This is a genomic window from Streptomyces sp. AgN23 (assembly GCF_001598115.1).
GTDB classification, from domain to species: Bacteria; Actinomycetota; Actinomycetes; order Streptomycetales; family Streptomycetaceae; genus Streptomyces; species Streptomyces antimycoticus.
Map to the genome: position 1 here is coordinate 7,313,458 of NZ_CP007153.1, position 18,626 is coordinate 7,332,083.

Below are 18,626 nucleotides of genomic sequence, written 5' to 3' on the forward strand. Positions count from 1 at the left end.
CGTCCCCCCACGTTCGGCAGCGTTGCCGGACGGGCGTCAGGAGTTCACGTTGTCCACCACCGTGCAGGCAGAGGGAGCCGAGGGCCGCAAGGCCCAGCCGGACCACCTCGGCCATGTCATCTTCATCACCGCCGCCGCCGCGATGGGTGGCTTTCTCTTCGGCTACGACAGCTCGGTGATCAACGGAGCGGTCGAAGCCATCCGGGGCAAGTACGACATCGGCTCCGCGGCCCTCGCCCAGGTCGTGGCCATCGCCCTGATCGGCTCGGCCATCGGCGCCGCCACCGCGGGCCGGATAGCCGACCGGATCGGCCGGATCCGCGTCATGCAGATCGCCGCCGCCCTCTTCACGATCAGCGCGGTCGGCTCGGCGCTGCCCTTCTCGCTGTGGGACCTGGCGATGTGGCGGGTGCTCGGCGGTATCGGCATCGGCATGGCCTCGGTGATCGGCCCGGCCTACATCGCCGAGGTCGCCCCGCCCGCCTACCGTGGCCGGCTCGCCTCGTTCCAGCAGGCCGCGATCGTCGTCGGCATCGCCATCTCCCAGCTCGTCAACTGGGGCATCCTCAACCTCGCCGACGACGACCAGCGCGGCGAGATCGCCGGCCTGGAGGCATGGCAGTGGATGCTCGGCGTCATGGTCATCCCCGCCGTCCTCTACGGGCTGCTGTCCTTCGCCATCCCCGAGTCGCCCCGCTTCCTGATCTCCGCCGGCCGGATAGAGCAGGCCAAGCAGGTCCTCGAAGAGGTCGAGGGCAAGACCGTGGACCTCGATGTGCGGGTCGCCGAGATCGACCGGGCCATGCGCAGTGAGGAGAAGTCCACCTTCAAGGACCTCCTCGGCGGCCGATTCGGTCTGCTGCCCATCGTCTGGATCGGCATCGGGCTCTCGGTCTTCCAGCAGCTCGTCGGCATCAACGTGGCGTTCTACTACTCCTCGACGCTGTGGCAGTCCGTGGGCGTCGACCCGAGCAGCTCGTTCTTCTACTCCTTCACCACGTCGATCATCAACATCCTCGGCACCGTGATCGCGATGATCTTCGTCGACCGGATCGGCCGCAAGCCGCTCGCGCTCATCGGCTCCGTGGGCATGGCCGTCTCCCTCGGCTTGGTGGCCTGGGCCTTCTCGGCGCACCTGGTGGACGGCAAGCTGCCGCACACCCAGGGTGTCCTCGCGCTGATCGCGGCCCACGCCTTCGTGCTCTTCTTCGCCCTCTCGTGGGGCGTGGTGGTCTGGGTCCTGCTCGGCGAGATGTTCCCGAACAAGATCCGCGCCGCGGCCCTCGGTGTCGCCGCCTCCGCCCAGTGGATCGCCAACTGGGCCATCACCGCCAGCTTCCCGAGCCTGTCGGAATGGAACCTGTCGGCCACGTACGTCATGTACACAGCCTTCGCCCTGCTCTCGATCCCGTTCATCCTCAAGTGGGTGCCGGAGACCAAGGGCAAGGCGTTGGAGGAGATGGGCTGACCCCCCCGCCGCCCACTCCTCGCACAGGAGAACTGCCCCGCCTCAGTCCTTGAGGCGGGGCAGCACTCGTTCCGCGAACAGCCGCAGGGACCGCCAGCCCTCCTCGACCGGCATCCCCCCGCACAGCGGATGGAGCACCAGGCTCGCCATCTCGCCGCCCTCCGCCGCGTACGCGACGCACTCCTCGGGGGTGACGATGCGGTAGACGCCCTCGCGGCGCAGAGCCGCCACGTCCTCGGCCCGGGAGCGCACCGCCGAGCGCACCGTGCCCTGCTGCCAGGAGGCATACCTGCGCGCCTCGTACAGCAGATGGGTGCCGTACCGCGCCCAGGCCCGGTCCGGGTCCTCGGACAGATGCAGCAGCGGAGTGGCCGCCGGGGGCATCAGACACCAGCCCTCGGTGCCGTACTCCGCCCGCCGCGCGTGGTAGTACGCCTCCAGCTCCGGCAGATGCGCGCTCGGGAAGAACGGCAGCCCGAGGCGGGCCGCCCGGCGGGCCGCCGCCTGCGAGCTGCCGCCGACCAGCAGCGGTGGATGCGGCCGGGTGTACGGGCGCGGGGTGATCCGGACGGTGCGGCCCCGGTAGTCGAAGGGCTCGCCCGTCCAGGCCGCGAGCAGCGTCTCCAGCGCCTCGTCCTGCAGCACCCCGCGCCGCTTCCAGTCCTTGTCCTGGGCCGCGTACTCCTCCGGCCGGTAGCCGATCCCCGCCACCGTGATCAGCCGCCCGCCGCTGGCCAGGTCCAGCACGGCGAGGTCCTCGGCCAGCCGCAGCGGGTCGTACAGCGGCGCGATCAGCGCCGAGAGGGTCACGGTGATCCGGCGGGTGGCACCCAGCAGCGTGCCCGCGAAGGGCAGCGGGGCGGGCAGCCAGTTGCCGGGGGAGCCGTGGTGCTCCTCGGTCTGGAGGGTGGAGATGCCCCGCTCATCGGCGAAGGCCGCCATTTCGAGGGCGGCGCGGTACCGCTCGGACAGGCTGCGCGGGGTCGCGTCGGGATCGACGAGGTTGAGGCGTACGACCGTGACGGGCATGGCGGATGTCCTCCTTCGTCGCGGATACGGCAGCCGGACCGTAGCTGACGGGCCGTCAAATGGCCACCCGCATGGGCCGTTCGGCCCACCGGCCGGGCGCGGCCGGGACGGATGACTCATGTGCCTGGGACGCGGGGCGGCCGATCGTAAGGGTCGGCCCGCCCCATGGGCCGCAGCCCACAACGCCACTGAGGAGGGGTGCGTGACAATCAGCACGGGGGAATCACTCATCACCGCGGCCGACATCGACGACCTCATCGTCCGGGTCCGGCTGACCGCGGGCGACCCCGGGGACCTGGAATCCGCCAAGGCCGCGCTCTTCTCCGGCGCCGCCCCGGACCCCGAGGCCGCGCGGCTCATCCGGCAGCGGCTGCTGGTGACCGCCCTGCACCACGGGGGCGCGCTGCTGGCCAAGCTGCTCAGCCGGCTGAGCCCCCGCGAGACCGCGATGGTGCGCCGGTACGCACACCGGCTCGCCAACTTCCTGGAGACGCTGGAGGTCTGGGCGGCGCAGCCCGTCATGCTCGCCCTGATGCGCTTCGGACTGCCTTACGAGGAGGCCGAGACGATCGCCGTCGCCGTCCTGGTGCTCGTGTGGTGAGCATCCGGCCCCGGCACCGCCGACGGGATACGGAACGGGGGTGCTAGGAGGTCACCGGTTCGGGTGGGGCGCGGCAACCGCGCACTTCACGGCCGCGGCGGCGGGTAGGGCTCGGGCGAGACCAAGGAGAACGACCATGCGCCCTACCCGAATCCGCACGGTGATCGCACTCGGCCTGAGCGCCGGGGCCGTCGTGTGGACCGCGGCCGCCTCACCCGCCACCGCCTCCTCCCCGGCCGCCACGTCCGAGGACACCGCCTGGCGGGAGGCGGGGCACTACGACACCACCGCGGCCTGCAGGCGCGCGGGCAAGGCGGGCATCGAGCGGCACAAGTGGAACGAGTACAAGTGCCGCCCCGGCCGCAACGACAACTACGTCACGCTGTGGGCCAGCGGCGGCCCCGGCGTGGCACGCGCCCTGACCGCCGGGCCGGCCGCCGGCTGAGATGCGACATGCCGCACTGCCGAAGGACCGCGCCGTGCGCGCCGCGGGCGGGGTATCGGCACTGATCGTGGTGGTCCTGGCCGGGTGGGTGGCCGGGATGCTGAGGGTCAACGACCAGTGGCTCGCGCTCGCCTATCCCCACCCCCGGGGCGCCACCGTGCTGACCCGGGTCGCCGTGGGCGTCCCGGTGCTGGGCGTCGGAGTGCTGCTGCTGGCCGAGCGCGAGGCCCGGCGCTACGGCGGCGTCCTGCTGGTGGCCGGCGGCCTGTGGCTGCTGCCCTCGGCCGCGGCCGGTCTGCTGGGCCTGGCCGACCTGGGCACCACGGGCGCCGTACTGTCCCTGCTGCTCGCCGCCGCCAAGATGGCCTGCCGCCCGCTGACCGTACTGCTGCTGCCGCTGTGGCTGTTCCCCCGGGGCGGGCGCCGCCGGTGGCAGTGGTGGGTGATCAGCCTGGGCGCGTCCGGCTACTGGCTCGGGTACGCGGGGCTGTGGCTGATCAGCGAGCCCCGGGTGGGTTCCGTGCTCAACCCGGCGTTCGCCACCGCGGGCGGCCAGTGGGCCTTCGACCATCTCGACACCTACGCCGAGGTCGAACCCTGGGTGCTGCGCAGCGTCGCGGCGGCCGTGACCGCCGCCCTGTGCTGCCGCGCCGCCCTCTCACGCGGCGCCGAGCGGCGCGACTGGGCGCTGCTGGCGACCGCCTATCCCGCCTGTGTCTCGCTCCTCCTGTCCCAGTGGGGCGAGGGCGTGCCCACCATCGTGGCCCGCACCGTCGGCAGCGCCGTATGGGCCGCCGCGATCTGCCTCGGCGTCGCCCGCACGGGCATATGGCGGCTGGACCGCTCCACCAGCCACCGCCTCGCCCGCGCCTTCGTGCTCACCTCACTGGCGGCCGTAGTGGTCTGCGCGGTCGTCGCCGTCCAGGCCGGACTCCCCTCCGTACGAAGCGGGGCCACCACCGTCACCGCCGGATGCGCCCTGGTGCTGGGCTGGGGCCTGCGGCCCAGCGCCCGCTGGCTCACCCTCTGCGTCGAGCGCGCCTTCTACGGGCCCCGGGCCCGCCCGCACGAAGCCGTGAGCGCCCTCGCCGTAAGGCTGCAACAGGCCCCGCACCCCGGCGAGGTGCCCCAGCAGATCTGCCGCAGCGCCGTGGAGGACCTCGGCGTCTCCGGCGCCGCCGTCAGCGTCGACACCCGCGCCGGGCCCCGGCGGCTGGCCTCCGAGGGGGCCCAGCTGACCGGCCCGGTCCAGACGTATCCGCTGCGCCACCACGGCCGCACCGTCGGCCGCCTCGAGGTCTCCCGCGACGGCTCCGGCACCCCGGCGGAACGCGACAGCGGACTGCTCTCCCTCCTCGCCGACCAGGCCGCTCCCGCGCTCGCCGCGCTGCGCCTGGCGGAGGAGGCCCAGGCCGCCCGGGAGCGGCTGGTGCTCGCCCGCGAAGAGGAGCGCCGCCGGCTGCGCCGGGAGATCCACGACGGACTCGGCCCCCAACTGGCCGCCGTAAGGCTGCGCCTGGACATCGCGCAGACCTCCTGTCCGCCCGGCCACCCCGCCACCCCGCAACTGTGCGAGGCCGCCGAGACGCTCGCCGAGGCGCTGGTCGAGGTGCGGCGGATCACCGCGGGCCTGGCCCCGGCCGCGCTGGCCGAGCGCGGACTGGCCGGTGCGGTCCGGGACCTGGCGCACCGGCTGGGCGTCGGCGGGCTACGGGTCGGCGTGGCCAGCCGCCCCGCGGCGCTGCCTCCGCTGTCGCCCGGCGTCGAGACGGCCGCGTACCGGATCGCGGCGGAGTCGCTGACCAACGCCGTACGACACGCCAGGGCGCGCCAGGTGAGCGTCGAGCTGACCGCGGGCCCGGACACCCTGGAGGTCAAGGTCACCGACGACGGGAGCGGGCTGCGCGAGACGGCGGTGCCCGGTGTGGGCCTCGCGTCGGTCACCGAACGGGCCGAGGAGATCGGCGGCTCCTGCTCGGTGACCGGATCGGCGACCGGCACGGTGGTGCACGCGGTACTGCCGCTCGCCGGACCGGGCGAACAGGGGAACCCCGAGGAGCACCGGAAGCCCACGGGGCACGAGGCGTGCCGGGCACTGCTCAAGAGAAGCAGACCGATGAGCCGGGCGCCTTAGGGCGGCGTAGAGCCGCAGGGTGCTGCGGGCTTCCGGCGGGGCGCCGCCGTCTTGGGGCGCCCCGCTGAGCTGGAGGGCGCCGTAGAGCTTCCGGACGCTTGCCCTTACCGGCCGGGGCGCCTCAGCCTCCCCCAGCTCCCGCTGGGGGAGGCTGAGGCGCCCCGGAGGCGAACCGAGCCTCAAAAAAGGAGGCGACCCGAGTCTCAGGAAAGAAGGAGGCAGAGCGTGGCGCAGTGGCGGGTGCTGTTGGTGGACGATCATCCCCTGTTCCGTGAGGGTCTGGCTGCCGCCGTCAATCTCGATGACGCGTTCGCCGTGGTCGGTCAGGCGGCGTGCGCGGATGGGGCGATAGCCGAGGCCGTGCGCACCGGTCCGGATCTGGTGGTGATGGATCTCGGGCTGCCGGGCCGGTCCGGTCTGGAGGCGACGCGGCGGATCTTGTGCGATCACTCCGAGATTCGGGTGCTGGTCATGACGATGTCGGAGGACGACGACAGTCTGCTGGCCGCCCTGCGCGCGGGGGCCCGCGGCTATCTGCTCAAGGGCGCGGGCCGGGACGAGATCCTGCGGGCGCTGCACACCGTTGCACGGGGCGGTGCGGTCTTCAGCCCGCGGATGGCCGAGCGGCTCGGGGCGCTGGTCGGCGCCTCGGGTTCGGCGTCCGCCAAGGAGGCGTTCCCGACGTTGACGGCCCGGGAGCGGGAGGTGCTGGACCTGCTGGCGGCCGGTCTCGGCTACCGGCAGATCGCCCAGCGGCTGGTGGTCACTGACAAGACGGTGCGTAATCACGTCGGCTCGATCTTCGCCAAGCTCCAAGTGCGCGACCGCGCCCAGGCCATCGTGCGCGCCCGGCAGGCCGGGCTGGGAGGCGAATGACTCGCTCCCCCTCGTGGCTGATACTGGGGGGCGTTATGGAATACCTCATCCTTGCCGTAGTCATCGCTGTGGTCGCGGTCGCCGCGATCAGCGGGCTCGTGATCAGCGGCCGCAAGAAGAAGCGGCTGCCCCCGCCCCCGCCCAGCAGCCCCACCGTCACCGCGCCGCCCGCCGAGCCGCACGTCGGCGAGGAGGCCGAAACCCCGCGTGAGGAACCACGCAGAACCATCGAGGAGGTGGACCTTCCGGGGACCGGGGCCCCGGCCGCGGAGGCACCCGCACCCGCCCCGCCCGAGGTCCCGCCGATCGAGGTCCCGGAGCCGACCGCCGGCCGGCTGGTCCGGCTGCGCGCCCGGCTGTCCCGCTCCCAGACCACTCTGGGCAAGGGGCTGCTGACGCTGCTGTCCCGGGAGCACCTCGACGATGAGACCTGGGAGGAGATCGAGGACACGCTGCTGACCGCGGACGTCGGTGTGGCGCCGACCGAGGAGCTGGTCGAGCGGCTGCGGGAGCGCGTCCGGGTGCTCGGCACCCGTAGCCCCGAGGAGCTGCGCGCTCTGCTGCGGGAGGAGCTGCTGCGCCTCATCGGCACCGAGGCCGACCGTTCGGTGCACACCGAGAGCGGTGTGGGCGCGAACGGCGAGGAGAAGCCGGGCGTCGTCATGGTCGTCGGTGTCAATGGCACCGGTAAGACCACCACGACCGGCAAGCTGGCCCGGGTGCTCGTCGCCGACGGGAAGTCCGTGGTGCTGGGCGCGGCCGACACCTTCCGCGCGGCCGCCGCCGATCAGCTGCAGACCTGGGGCGAGCGGGTCGGTGCCCGTACGGTCCGGGGCCCGGAGGCCGGCGACCCGGCGTCGGTGGCCTTCGACGCGGTGAAGGAGGGCATCGCGGAGAGCGCGGATGTCGTCCTGATCGACACCGCCGGCCGGCTGCACACCAAGACCGGTCTGATGGACGAGCTGGGCAAGGTCAAGCGGGTCGTGGAGAAGCACGGCGCGGTGGACGAGGTGCTGCTCGTCCTCGACGCCACGACCGGGCAGAACGGCCTGGTGCAGGCGCGGGTGTTCGCGGAGGTCGTGGACATCACCGGCATCGTGCTGACCAAGCTGGACGGCACCGCCAAGGGCGGCATCGTCGTCGCCGTCCAGCGTGAGCTGAAGGTCCCGGTCAAGCTGGTGGGGCTGGGCGAGGGCGCGGACGATCTCGCGCCGTTCGAGCCGGAGGCGTTCGTCGACGCGCTGATCGGCGGCTGAGGCCGTGGTGGGGGGATCACCCGTATCGCGCCGGACGGGCCGGGGTTGACTCCCGGCCCGTCCGGCGTTCGTATGCGGCTTCCACAGCGTCCGCGTACGGGCACAGCGCTCGCGTACGGGCGTGTACGGGCACAGAGTGCGCGCACAGGGCGCTCGGGCGAACAAAGGCCCGCGTACGGGCGCTCGCGCAAGAGGAGAGCGCTCCCTCAGGCCCCGGCCCGGTGGCTCAGATAGGCGAGGGTGCCCAGGACCAGCCGGGCGTGCGGCGGGCGGCCCGCGGTGTCGAGGGTCGGCGGGCGCAGCCAGCGGACCGGTCCGAGGCCGCCGAGGTCCGAGGGCGGGGCGGTGATGTGGTCGCCCGGGCCCAGACAGCGCAGATCCAGGTCGGCGTCGTCCCACCCCATGCGGTACAGCAGCTCGGGCAGTTCGGCGGCGGCGCCGGGGGCGACGAAGAACTGGGCGCGCCCGTGCGGGGTGAGGGCCACCGGGCCGAGGGGCAGCCCCATCCGCTCCAGCCGGACCAGCGCGTGTCCGCCCGCGTACTCCGCGACCTCCAGGACGTCGAACGAGCGGCCCACGGGCAGCAGCACGGCCGCCCCGGGGACCTGCTCCCACGCGGCCGCGGCGGCGTCCAGCGTGGCGCCCGCCGGGACGCCGGGGGCGAAGGAGAGCGGATGCGCGCCGGGGGAGGGACAGCCGTGGTCACCGCATGAACATTCGTTTCTGCCGCCCCCCGAACTCCGTGCCGCCCGCGCGCCCGGTACCACATCCCAGCCCCACAGACCGGTGTACTCCGCCACCGTCGTGGACTCGGAGGTACGGCCGCGGCGCCGTGAGCCGGACCGCATGTCCCGGTTGCCGCCGATCGTGAAGCCCATGCCCCCTCCAACGGGTCACGCTCTGGATGGTTACGAGCCGGAACGTCGCGATGACGCTCCGTCGCCGACGAGGCGCGACAGAGTGCGCTCCGATGTGACGGAGGTGGTGAGGCGCGACCCGTGCGCCCCCGCTTGCACCCCTTCACCGGTTTCCCGTCGCCCCGGTGTCAAGTGAATCGTGCGAACCGGCAACCGGGTTCATTCGAAGGGGTGGCGAATGGTGGCGTTTTCGGGAACCGCCTCGCCAGGGGCGTGATCGTAGGATTACTTTCAGTGCACAGTCCCTGGATGTGGTGCTCGCTCGAAGGCGAGCTGACGGCGGGCGGAGTACGGATCGGTACATGCCCCTGGCATGAGGCGGTTCCCTGTCGGGACGGTTGATACGTCGCATCCCGGGGACAACTGACCGTGACAGAAGGCATTCTGGTGGCGGTTCGGGAAGATTCGTGGGATGGGGGCGTTCCGGGTGGGCGACAGCGGCGGCGGTGCTGGGAAGCGCCCCAATGCGCAATTGCAGTCGTGGTTCGTGCGCAGCGGCTGGTCGAAGGGGGAGCTGGCGCGCCAAGTCAACCGCAGAGCACGGCAGTTAGGCGCCCACCACATCAGCACGGACACCTCAAGGGTGCGCCGCTGGCTGGACGGCGAGCAGCCCCGGGAGCCGATTCCGCAGATTCTCTCGGAGTTGTTCTCCGAGCGCTTCGGCTGTGTGGTGGGTATCGAGGACCTCGGGCTGCGCGCCGTCCACCGGTCACCGTCCGTGTCCGGCGTGGATCTTCCCTGGGCCGGGCCCGAAACGGTGGCGCTGATCGGCGAGTTCTCCCGCAGCGACCTGATGCTCGCCCGCCGCGGCTTCCTCGGCGCCTCGCTCTCGCTGTCCGCGGGCCCCGCCCTCATCGAGCCCATGCAGCGCTGGCTGGTGCCCTCCACGAGCGGACAGCCCGGCGGCGCCAAGGCGGTGGACGGCGGGCGCGCGCGCCGGGTCTCCCGGCTCTCCGAGCCGGAGCTAGAGCTGCTGGAGTCCACCATCGTGATGTTCCGCGCCTGGGACGCCCAGTGCGGCGGCGGGCTGCGCCGCAAGGCGGTGGTCGGCCAGTTGCACGAGGTCACCGACCTGCTCCAGGAGCCCCACCCGGAGGCGGTCTCCCGGCGGCTGTTCAAGGTCGCGGGCGAGCTCGCCCAGCTGGCCGGGTGGATGAGCTATGACGTCGGGCTCCAGCCCACCGCGCAGAAGTACTTCGTGCTCGCCCTCCACGCCGCCAAGGAGTCCGGGGACCGCCCCCTCGGCTCGTACATCCTCTCCGGCATGAGCCGCCAGATGATCCACGTCGGCCGGCCCGACGACGCGCTGGAGCTGGTCCACCTCGCGCAGTACGGCAGCCGGGAGAACGCCACCCCGCGCACCCAGGCCATGCTGTATGCGATGGAGGCCCGCGCCTACGCCAATATGGGCCAGCCCAGCAAATGCCACCGCGCGGTGAAGATGGCCGAGGACACCTTCGCCGACTGCGCCAAGGGCGATGGCGACCCCGACTGGATCCGCTTCTTCTCCGAGGCCGAGCTCAACGCGGAGAACGCCCACTCCTATCGCGATCTCGCCTATGTCGCCGGCCGCAGCCCCACCTACGCCAAGATGGCCGACCCGGTGATGCGCCAGGCCGTGAAGCTTTTCGGCCAGGAGACGGAGAACGACGCGGGCCCCCAGCGTTCGTATGCGCTCAACCTGATCGGCATGGCCACCGTCCATCTCCTCCAGAAGGAGCCCGAGCAGGCCGCCGACGTCGCCCGCCAGGCGCTGCCGCTCGCCAAGCGGGTGCGCTCGGAGCGGGTCAACAACCGGCTGCGCAAGACCGTGGACACGGCGGTGCGCCAGTTCGGCGACGTGCCTCAGGTCGCCGATCTCGGCGAGCGGCTGGCCACCCTCATGCCCGACACCCCGGGGGCTGCGGGGCCCGGCCAGGCCGTCTGAGCGGACCCGGCGGTGGTCGCGACACGGTAACGGAGGGCTCCGCCCCGACAGCCGCGGTTCATCGGCGCGTAACACTCCCGCGGCCTTCGTCACTGCGGTGAAACATCGGGCGGCATCGGCTGAAACGGTGCTGCGCCAATCTCGAGGCGAATACCGGCCCCCGATGTCCTGCCCGCACGGGCCGTCGTTTCGAGGAGACGTCCACATTGAATGGCGCAAATACCGCGTTCGTGTTGATCAGCGCCGCACTCGTGATGCTGATGACCCCTGGCCTGGCCTTCTTCTACGGCGGCATGGTGCGGGTGAAGAGCGCCCTGAACATGCTGATGATGTCCTTTATCTCGCTCGGCGTCGTCTCGCTGTTGTGGGTGCTGTTCGGCTACTCGCTCACCTTCGGTGATGACATCGGCGGCGGGCTGCTGGGCAATCTCGACCACATCGGCTTCCGGGGCATCGAGCCGACGTCGCTGTGGGGCGAGAAGCCCGACGCGATCCCGGTCCTGGCCTTCGCACTCTTCCAGCTGATGTTCGCGGTGATCACCCCCGCGCTGATCAGCGGAGCCGTCGCCGACCGCGTCAAGTTCGGCGCCTGGGCGCTGTTCATCACGGTGTGGACCACGGTCGTCTACTTCCCGGTGGCCCACTGGGTCTGGCAGGCCGACGGCTGGCTGTTCAAGAAGGAGGTCATCGACTTCGCGGGCGGCACGGCGGTCCACATCAACGCGGGCGCCGCGGGCCTGGCCGTGGCCCTGGTACTCGGCAAGCGCATCGGCTTCAAGAAGGACCCGATGCGCCCGCACAACCTGCCGCTGGTGATGCTCGGCTCCGGTCTGCTCTGGTTCGGCTGGTTCGGCTTCAACGCCGGCTCCGCCCTCGCCGCCAACGGGACCGCCGCCAACATGGCCTTCAACACCCAGGTCGCCACCGGTGTCGCGATGCTCGGCTGGCTCGCCTACGAGCGCATCCGGCATGGCGCGTTCACCACGCTGGGCGCCGCCTCCGGCGCGGTCGCGGGCCTGGTCGCCATCACCCCCTCGGGTGCGGCGGTGAACGCCTGGGGCGCCATCGTGATCGGCCTGGTGGCCGGTGTCGTCTGCTCCTGGGCCGTCAGCCTCAAGTACAAGCTGGGTTACGACGACTCGCTCGACGTGGTCGGGGTGCACCTGGTCGGCGGTCTCATCGGCACCCTCCTGGTCGGCGTCCTGGCCACCGACGGCGTCGGTGGCGCGGCCCAGCTGGGCAAGCAGGCGCTCGGCGCCTTCACGGTGCTGCTCTACTCCTTCGTCGTCTCCTGGCTCCTCGCCAAGCTCATCCACGTGACCATCGGCTTCCGGGCCAGTGAGGACGAGGAGCTCGGCGGCATCGACCAGGCGTTCCACGCCGAGACCGCCTATGACTTCAGCGCGGTGGGCGGATCCGCCCGTAGTACGGTGCCCGCCGCGACCGGCGCGTCCGCGCCGCAGAAGCCGCACAACAAGAAGGTGGACGCGTGAAGCTCATCACCGCAGTCGTGAAGCCGCACCGGCTCGACGAGATCAAGGAAGCGCTGCAGGCGTTCGGCGTCCAGGGCCTGACCGTCACCGAGGCCAGCGGCTACGGCCGTCAGCGCGGCCACACCGAGGTCTACCGGGGCGCGGAGTACACCGTCGACCTGGTGCCCAAGGTGCGCATAGAGGTGCTGGTCGAGGACGAGGACGCCGATGACCTCGTCGATGTCGTGGTCAAGGCCGCGCGCACCGGAAAGATCGGTGACGGCAAGGTCTGGAGCGTCCCCGTCGAGACCGCCGTCCGGGTCCGCACCGGGGAGCGCGGCCCGGACGCCCTCTGAGGGCCGGGGCCGGGACGCCCCGCTCGGGGCCGCGGCCCGGGCGCCCGCTGAGGGCCGGAGTCCGGACGCCCTCCGAGGGCCCGGAGCCCGGACGCCCTCCGAGGGCCCGGAGTACGCCCTCCGAGGGCCCGGCACGAGCCGGACAACCAGTCGCACGCTGACAGGGAGCCGAGTTGACGGAAAGCCTCGAGACCACGACCGACACCACCGACTCGGGGCCCGGCGGCTACGCGGCGGCCCGGCTGCGACTCCTCCAGGAGGGGTCGCGGTCCGGGCCGCCGCGCCGTTCCGCCCTGGCCGAACTCACCGACCAGTGGCTGGCCGCGCTGCTCACCGGCGGGGCGCGGACCGCCGGGATCGACCGGGGCGTCGCCCTGGTGGCGGTCGGCGGCTACGGACGCGGCGAACTCTCCCCGCGCAGCGACCTCGATGTGCTGCTGCTGCACGATGGCTCCGCCGATCGCTCGGCCCTCGCCGTGCTCGCCGACCACGTCTGGTACCCGGTCTGGGACATGGGCCTCGCCCTCGACCACTCGGTGCGCACCTCCGACGAGGCCCGCGCGACCGCCGCCGAGGATCTGAAGGTCCAGCTCGGTCTGCTCGACTCCCGCCACATCGCGGGCGACCAGGCGCTCACCGCCGATCTGCGCACCACCGTCCTCGCCGACTGGCGCGCCCAGGCCCCGCGGCGGCTGCCCGAGCTCCACGCGCTGTGCCAGGAGCGCGCCGAGCGCCACGGTGAGCTGCAGTTCCTGCTCGAACCCGACCTGAAGGAGGCCCGCGGCGGGCTCCGCGACGCCACCGCACTGCGTGCCATCGCCGCCTCCTGGCTCGCCGACGCGCCCCGCGAGGGACTCGACGACGCGCGGCGGCGGCTGCTGGACGCGCGCGACGCGCTCCATCTGTCCACCGGTCGCGCCGCCGACCGCCTCATGCTCCAGGAGCAGGACCAGGTCGCGGCCGCCCTCGGGCTGCTGGACGCCGACGCCCTGCTGCGCCAGATCTACGAATCCGCCCGGATCATCTCCTACGCGAGCGATGTGACCTGGCGCGAGGTCGAGCGGGTGCTGCGCGCCCGCTCGGCCGCCCGGCCCCGGCTGCGCGGCCTGCTCGGCGGCCGCGGCGGGCGCTCGGGCGGCCGTGGGGGCGCCGCGGACGCGGGGGAGCGCAGCCCGCTCGCCGAGGGCGTCGTGGAACAGGACGGCGAGGTGGTGCTGGCCCGCACCGCGCGCCCCGACCGTGACCCCGTGCTCACCCTGCGGGCCGCCGCGGCCGCCGCCCAGGCCGGACTTCCGCTGTCGCCGCACGCCGTAAGGCGGCTGTCCACCGCCGCCCGGCCACTGCCCGTGCCATGGCCGCCCGAGGCCAGGGAGCAGCTGATCACGCTGCTGGGCGCGGGCGAGTCCACCGTCGGCGTGTGGGAGGCCCTGGAGGCCGAGGGGCTGATCACCCGGCTGCTGCCGGACTGGGAGCGGGTGCGCTGCCGTCCGCAGCGCAACGCCGTCCACCGCTGGACCGTGGACCGGCATCTGGTCGAGACCGCGGTCCGGGCCAGCGCGCTCAGCCGCCGGGTCGGCCGCCCCGATCTGCTGCTGGTCGCCGCGCTGCTGCACGACATCGGCAAGGGCTGGCCCGGCGACCACTCGGTGGCCGGGGAGACCATCGCCCGCGATGTCGCCGCCCGCATCGGCTTCGACCGCGCGGACGTCGCAGTCCTCGCCACCCTCGTACGCCACCATCTGCTGCTCGTCGAGACCGCCACCCGGCGCGACCTGGACGACCCGGCCACGGTGCGCTCGGTCGCCGAGGCCGTCCGCGGCGCCACCACCCTGGAACTGCTGCACGCTCTCACCGAGGCCGACGCGCTGGCCACCGGCCCCGCGGCCTGGAGCGCCTGGCGCGGCTCCCTCGTCGCCGACCTGGTCAAGCGGGTCGCGGCGGTCCTCGCGGGCGAACCCGCCGACGACTGGTCCACCCCGCAGCAGACGACGGCCGAACAGGAACGCCTCGCGATCGAGGCATGGCGCACCGGCGGCCCGGTACTGGCCTTGCACGCACGCTCCGAGGCGCTGGCGCCGGGCGAGGCGGGCGGCCTCCTCACCGACGGCCTCCTTACGACTGCCGCCGAAGGGCTTCCCGAGGACGAGGCCACCGGCCCCGAGCCAATCGGCGTGGAACTGCTCATCGCCGTCCCCGACCAGCCCGGCGTCCTTCACACAGCGGCCGGCGTCCTGGCCCTGCACCGCCTTACGGTGCGCGCGGCGGATCTGCGCGCCCTCGAGCTGCCGTCGGAGCTGGACGCGGCGGGCGCGGCGGCCAGGGTGCTGCTGCTGAGCTGGCGGGTCGCGGCCGAGTACGGTTCGCTGCCACAGGCCGCCCGACTGCGGAACGACCTGCTCCGCGCCCTGGACGGCTCGCTCGACATCGTCGCCCGCCTGGCCGAGCGCGAGGCCGCCTACCGCAAGTACCCCCGCCGCCGCGGGGCGCACGCCCCGCCACCACGGGTGACGGTCGCACCCGGCAGCTCCCAGCTCGCCACCGTGATCGAGGTCCGCGCCCAGGACGCCCCCGGCCTGCTGCACCGAATCGGCCGTGCCCTGGAGCACACCGGCGTCGCGGTCCGCAGCGCCCACGTCTCCACCCTCGGTGCCAACGCCGTGGATGCGTTTTATGTCACGGACAGCTCCGGCGCCCCCCTGAAGCCCATGCACGCGGCCGAGGTGGCCCAAAAGGTCGAGCGAGCACTGACCAGCCCGTCCGACACCTGAGAAGCGGCACCCGCGTATGGGCGCCGCCTCCCGGCCAAGGTGCCTCTTCGCAGCCTCTCCGGCTGATTGAGGAGCAGGTCCGGGGTGGACAGGTGCCGTTCACCGGCCGTTCCGGCGTTTGAGGAGCGATTCCCTGGCCTGTCCGGCGTGGGGCAGGTCCAGGGCGGACAGGTGCCACACCCCAGCCCTTCCGGCGTTTGAGGAGCGATTCCCCGGCCTGTCCGGCGTGGGGCAGGTCCAGGGCGGACAGGTGCCACACCCCAGCCCTTCCGGCGTTTGAGGAGCGATTCCCCGGCCTCTCCGGCGTGGGGCAGGCCCGGGGCGGACAGGCGCCACTGCCCAGCCCCTCCGGCGTTTGAGGAGCGGGGTCCGGGGCGGAGCCCCGGCGGGGGCGCGGGGGCGGAGCCCCCGGAACGGGGCCCGGGGCGCAGCTCCGGTTCGGGAAGGGGCGGGGTGGGGAAAGACACCCCGCCCGGGCGTCGCACGCCCGGGGGCAGACCGTTCCCGCGACGGGCGGATACCCTTGGAGCCCGACCACCGACCCGACATCCGACCGAAGGATTCGCGACCACCGTGTTCGATACCCTCTCCGATCGCCTCGCAGCGACTTTCAAGAACCTCCGGGGCAAGGGACGCCTCAGCGAGGCGGACATCGACGCCACGGCACGCGAGATCCGGATCGCCCTGCTCGAGGCCGACGTGGCGCTGCCCGTCGTCCGGTCGTTCATCAAGCAGGTCAAGGAGCGCAGCCTCGGGGCCGAGGTCTCCCAGGCGCTCAACCCCGCCCAGCAGGTCATCAAGATCGTCAACGAGGAGCTGATCGGCATCCTCGGCGGTGAGGCGCGGCGCCTCCGCTTCGCCAAGCAGCCGCCGACCGTGATCATGCTCGCGGGTCTGCAGGGCGCCGGTAAGACCACGCTCGCCGGAAAGCTCGGCCGCTGGCTGAAGGGCCAGGGCCACGCCCCGCTGCTCGTCGCCTGTGACCTTCAGCGCCCCAACGCCGTCAACCAGCTCTCGGTGGTCGCGGAGCGGGCCGGTGTCGCCGTCTTCGCGCCCGAGCCGGGCAACGGCGTCGGCGACCCGGTCAAGGTGGCGCAGGACTCGGTCGAGTTCGCCAAGACCAAGCAGCACGACGTCGTGATCGTCGACACCGCGGGTCGCCTCGGTATCGACGAGGAGCTGATGCGGCAGGCCGCCGACATCCGCGACGCCGTCAGCCCGGACGAGGTCCTCTTCGTCGTCGACGCGATGATCGGCCAGGACGCGGTGAACACCGCGGAGGCGTTCCGCGACGGCGTCGGCTTCGACGGTGTGGTGCTCTCCAAGCTGGACGGCGACGCGCGCGGTGGTGCCGCGCTGTCCATCGCGCATGTCACCGGCCGCCAGATCATGTTCGCCTCCAACGGCGAGAAGCTGGACGACTTCGACGCGTTCCACCCGGACCGCATGGCGTCCCGCATCCTCGGCATGGGCGACATGCTCAGCCTGATCGAGAAGGCCGAGCAGACCTTCAGCCAGCAAGAGGCCGAGAAGATGGCGGCCAAGCTGGCGAAGGGCCCCAAGGAGTTCACGCTCGACGACTTCCTGGCGCAGATGGAGCAGGTCCGCAAGATGGGCTCCATCTCCAAGCTGCTCGGCATGCTGCCGGGTATGGGCCAGATGAAGGACCAGATCAACAACCTGGACGAGCGGGAAGTGGACCGCACCGCGGCCATCATCAAGTCGATGACCCCGGGCGAGCGCCAGGACCCCACGATCATCAACGGCTCGCGCCGCGCCCGTATCGCCCGTGGTTCCGGCGTCGAGGTGAGCGCGGTCAAGAACCTGGTGGAGCGGTTCTTCGACGCGCGCAAGATGATGTCGAAGATGGCCCAGGGCGGCATGCCGGGGATGCCCGGGATGCCAGGTATGCCGGGCATCGGTGGCGGCGGCAAGCGCAAGGGCAAGCAGCAGAAGAAGGCCAAGGGGAAGCAGCGCTCGGGCAACCCCATGAAGCGCAAGGCCGATGAGCAGGCCGCGGCCGCGCGCCGCGAGCAGGGCGGCGCGTTCGGGCTGCCCGGCGGACAGGACGGACAGGACTTCGAACTCCCCGACGAGTTCAAGAAGTTCATGGGCTGAGCCGCCCCGGCCCCCGAGGCGTTACCCGTACGAATGAACCGTAAGGCCCCTGCGCACAGCTCAGGGGCCTTACGTGACGGTCCCGTTCAGACGCGGCAGATCAGATAGCGGAAGACGTTCGGCATCCACACCGTGCCGTCCGCGCGCTGATGCGGATGGAGTGCCTCAATGATCTCCTTGCGGACCTGGACCGGATCCGTGACCTGCTCCGCCGCGTCGAACAGCCCCGTCGACAGCAGCCCGCGCACCGCGCTGTCCATATCGGCGTACCCGAACGGGCAGGCCACCCGGCCCGATCCGTCGGGCCGCAGTCCGGCTAGCGCGGCCAGTTCCTCCAGGGCGTCGCGGCCGCACGGCCGCCAGCGGACGGGAGGGGGCACCTCCCGGTGATGTCCGGGGGAGTCCATCGGATCGGCGAGCCGGTCGCCCACCCCCAGCACCCCGGAGGTGGCGCAGCGCTCCGGCGGGCCCCATCCGGCGAGCACCACGGCCCCGCCGCGTTCGGTGCGCGCCGCGGCGGCCGCGAGGGCGGACACCCACCGCGCGGGGCCCGCCGCGCCCAGCGCCGACAGCGGCTCGAAGGCCGTCACCACCGTGAAGGCCGACTCCGCCGCGGCCTCCTGTACGCAGGGGCTCTCAGGGCCGCCGAGGCCCAGCCGGGCGGGCAGCGCCGGGCCGCCCGGCGCGTCCACGGCCGTCAGCCGGTCGCGCGCGAGGTCCAGGCGCCGCTCGTCCGTGTCCACCCCGCAGACCGTGGCGCCGCGCGCGGCCGCTATGAGGAGGGCGAGCCCGGAGCCGCAGCCCAGGCCCAGCAGCCGGGTCCCGGCGCCGACGTCCAGCCGTTCGTACACGGCCTCGTACAGCGGGACCAGCATCCGCTCCTGGATCTCCGCCCAGTCGCGGGTGCGAGCGTGGGCGTCCGTCGTTCGCGACGAGGAGGGGTGCGGGCGATGCCGCTGTACGAGCGTAGATGTCATCGAAAGGGCCCCAATCAGCGAAGAGCAGTGCCGTCGTCAGATTCGGTGTCACATCCGCCGTTGTGCGGTGTGACGTCCCACCCCCAAATGCCAGGGAACTCCGCATCCGTCCCCGCGTCCAGAGGTTTCACGGCCGTGCTTGCGTGCCCCCTTTGTGCGCCCCCGCACGCCTGTGCGTACGTCTCGCTCCCCGAACCGCCCGCTGACCTCCGCCCGGCCGGCGGCCAGTGGCGGGCGATGGCCGGCACTGATCGGCTCGTTTTCGCTTGATTCACGGTTCGG

Annotated in this window: 14 protein-coding genes; 11 read left to right on the forward strand and 3 right to left on the reverse strand. The window is 72.6% G+C overall.

Translation table 11 applies throughout. The annotated features are described in order from the left end of the window. The first annotated feature begins 49 nt into the window (after nt 1–49). Complete coding sequence (locus tag AS97_RS31910; protein WP_086711237.1) at nt 50–1,468, forward strand: sugar porter family MFS transporter; 1,419 nt, start codon at nt 50–52, stop codon at nt 1,466–1,468. 42 nt (nt 1,469–1,510) lie between these two features. Here the strand turns inward: AS97_RS31910 and AS97_RS31915 are convergent, their stop codons facing one another. Further along, the gene (locus tag AS97_RS31915; protein WP_210566098.1) at nt 1,511–2,497 is read right to left on the reverse strand and encodes an LLM class flavin-dependent oxidoreductase; all 987 of its coding nucleotides are present in this window, start codon (nt 2,495–2,497) and stop codon (nt 1,511–1,513) included. A gap of 202 nt (nt 2,498–2,699) precedes the next feature. Between AS97_RS31915 and AS97_RS31920 the strand changes: the two genes are divergently transcribed. The 5 genes from AS97_RS31920 to ftsY all read left to right on the forward strand — a co-directional run bounded on the left by AS97_RS31920 (nt 2,700) and on the right by ftsY (nt 7,809). Continuing rightward, nucleotides 2,700–3,098, forward strand: coding sequence for a hypothetical protein (locus tag AS97_RS31920; RefSeq protein ID WP_059144186.1), 399 nt, complete (start codon nt 2,700–2,702; stop codon nt 3,096–3,098). A 136-nt stretch (nt 3,099–3,234) separates the two neighbouring features. Further along, a complete protein-coding gene (locus tag AS97_RS31925; protein WP_210566099.1) occupies nt 3,235–3,543 on the forward strand; it encodes a hypothetical protein in 309 nt (102 codons plus the stop codon). 1 nt (nt 3,544) lies between these two features. Further along, nucleotides 3,545–5,677: an ATP-binding protein gene (locus AS97_RS31930; RefSeq protein WP_247204551.1), complete on the forward strand. Its 2,133-nt coding sequence runs from the start codon at nt 3,545–3,547 to the stop codon at nt 5,675–5,677. Between the two features lie 225 nt (nt 5,678–5,902). Further along, entirely contained in the window at nt 5,903–6,553 is a 651-nt protein-coding gene (locus AS97_RS31935) for a response regulator transcription factor (protein WP_059144188.1), read from the forward strand. A 35-nt stretch (nt 6,554–6,588) separates the two neighbouring features. After that, complete coding sequence (gene ftsY, locus AS97_RS31940; protein WP_210566100.1) at nt 6,589–7,809, forward strand: signal recognition particle-docking protein FtsY; 1,221 nt, start codon at nt 6,589–6,591, stop codon at nt 7,807–7,809. Between the two features lie 206 nt (nt 7,810–8,015). Here ftsY and AS97_RS31945 read toward each other — a convergent pair whose 3' ends face one another. Next, a complete protein-coding gene (locus tag AS97_RS31945; RefSeq protein WP_086709867.1) occupies nt 8,016–8,687 on the reverse strand; it encodes a bifunctional DNA primase/polymerase in 672 nt (223 codons plus the stop codon). A 451-nt stretch (nt 8,688–9,138) separates the two neighbouring features. Between AS97_RS31945 and AS97_RS31950 the strand changes: the two genes are divergently transcribed. From AS97_RS31950 to ffh, 5 genes are all read left to right on the forward strand, one after another. Continuing rightward, nucleotides 9,139–10,653 (forward strand): hypothetical protein, encoded by a 1,515-nt coding sequence (locus tag AS97_RS31950; RefSeq protein WP_086709866.1) that lies wholly within the window; start codon nt 9,139–9,141, stop codon nt 10,651–10,653. Nucleotides 10,654–10,859: 206 nt separating this feature from the next. Further along, nucleotides 10,860–12,146 (forward strand): ammonium transporter, encoded by a 1,287-nt coding sequence (locus AS97_RS31955; RefSeq protein ID WP_059144192.1) that lies wholly within the window; start codon nt 10,860–10,862, stop codon nt 12,144–12,146. Continuing rightward, nucleotides 12,143–12,481, forward strand: a complete 339-nt coding sequence (locus tag AS97_RS31960; protein WP_014055184.1) for a P-II family nitrogen regulator — start codon at nt 12,143–12,145, stop codon at nt 12,479–12,481. The genes AS97_RS31955 and AS97_RS31960 overlap by 4 nt, the downstream gene beginning before the upstream one ends. Before the next feature lie 173 nt (nt 12,482–12,654). After that, entirely contained in the window at nt 12,655–15,249 is a 2,595-nt protein-coding gene (locus AS97_RS31965; protein ID WP_210566101.1) for a [protein-PII] uridylyltransferase, read from the forward strand. Nucleotides 15,250–15,822: 573 nt separating this feature from the next. Further along, nucleotides 15,823–17,367, forward strand: a complete 1,545-nt coding sequence (gene ffh, locus AS97_RS31970; protein ID WP_059144194.1) for a signal recognition particle protein — start codon at nt 15,823–15,825, stop codon at nt 17,365–17,367. Nucleotides 17,368–17,453: 86 nt separating this feature from the next. Here ffh and AS97_RS31975 read toward each other — a convergent pair whose 3' ends face one another. Beyond that, nucleotides 17,454–18,344, reverse strand: coding sequence for a methyltransferase domain-containing protein (locus AS97_RS31975; protein WP_210566102.1), 891 nt, complete (start codon nt 18,342–18,344; stop codon nt 17,454–17,456). Between the last annotated feature and the right edge of the window lie 282 nt (nt 18,345–18,626).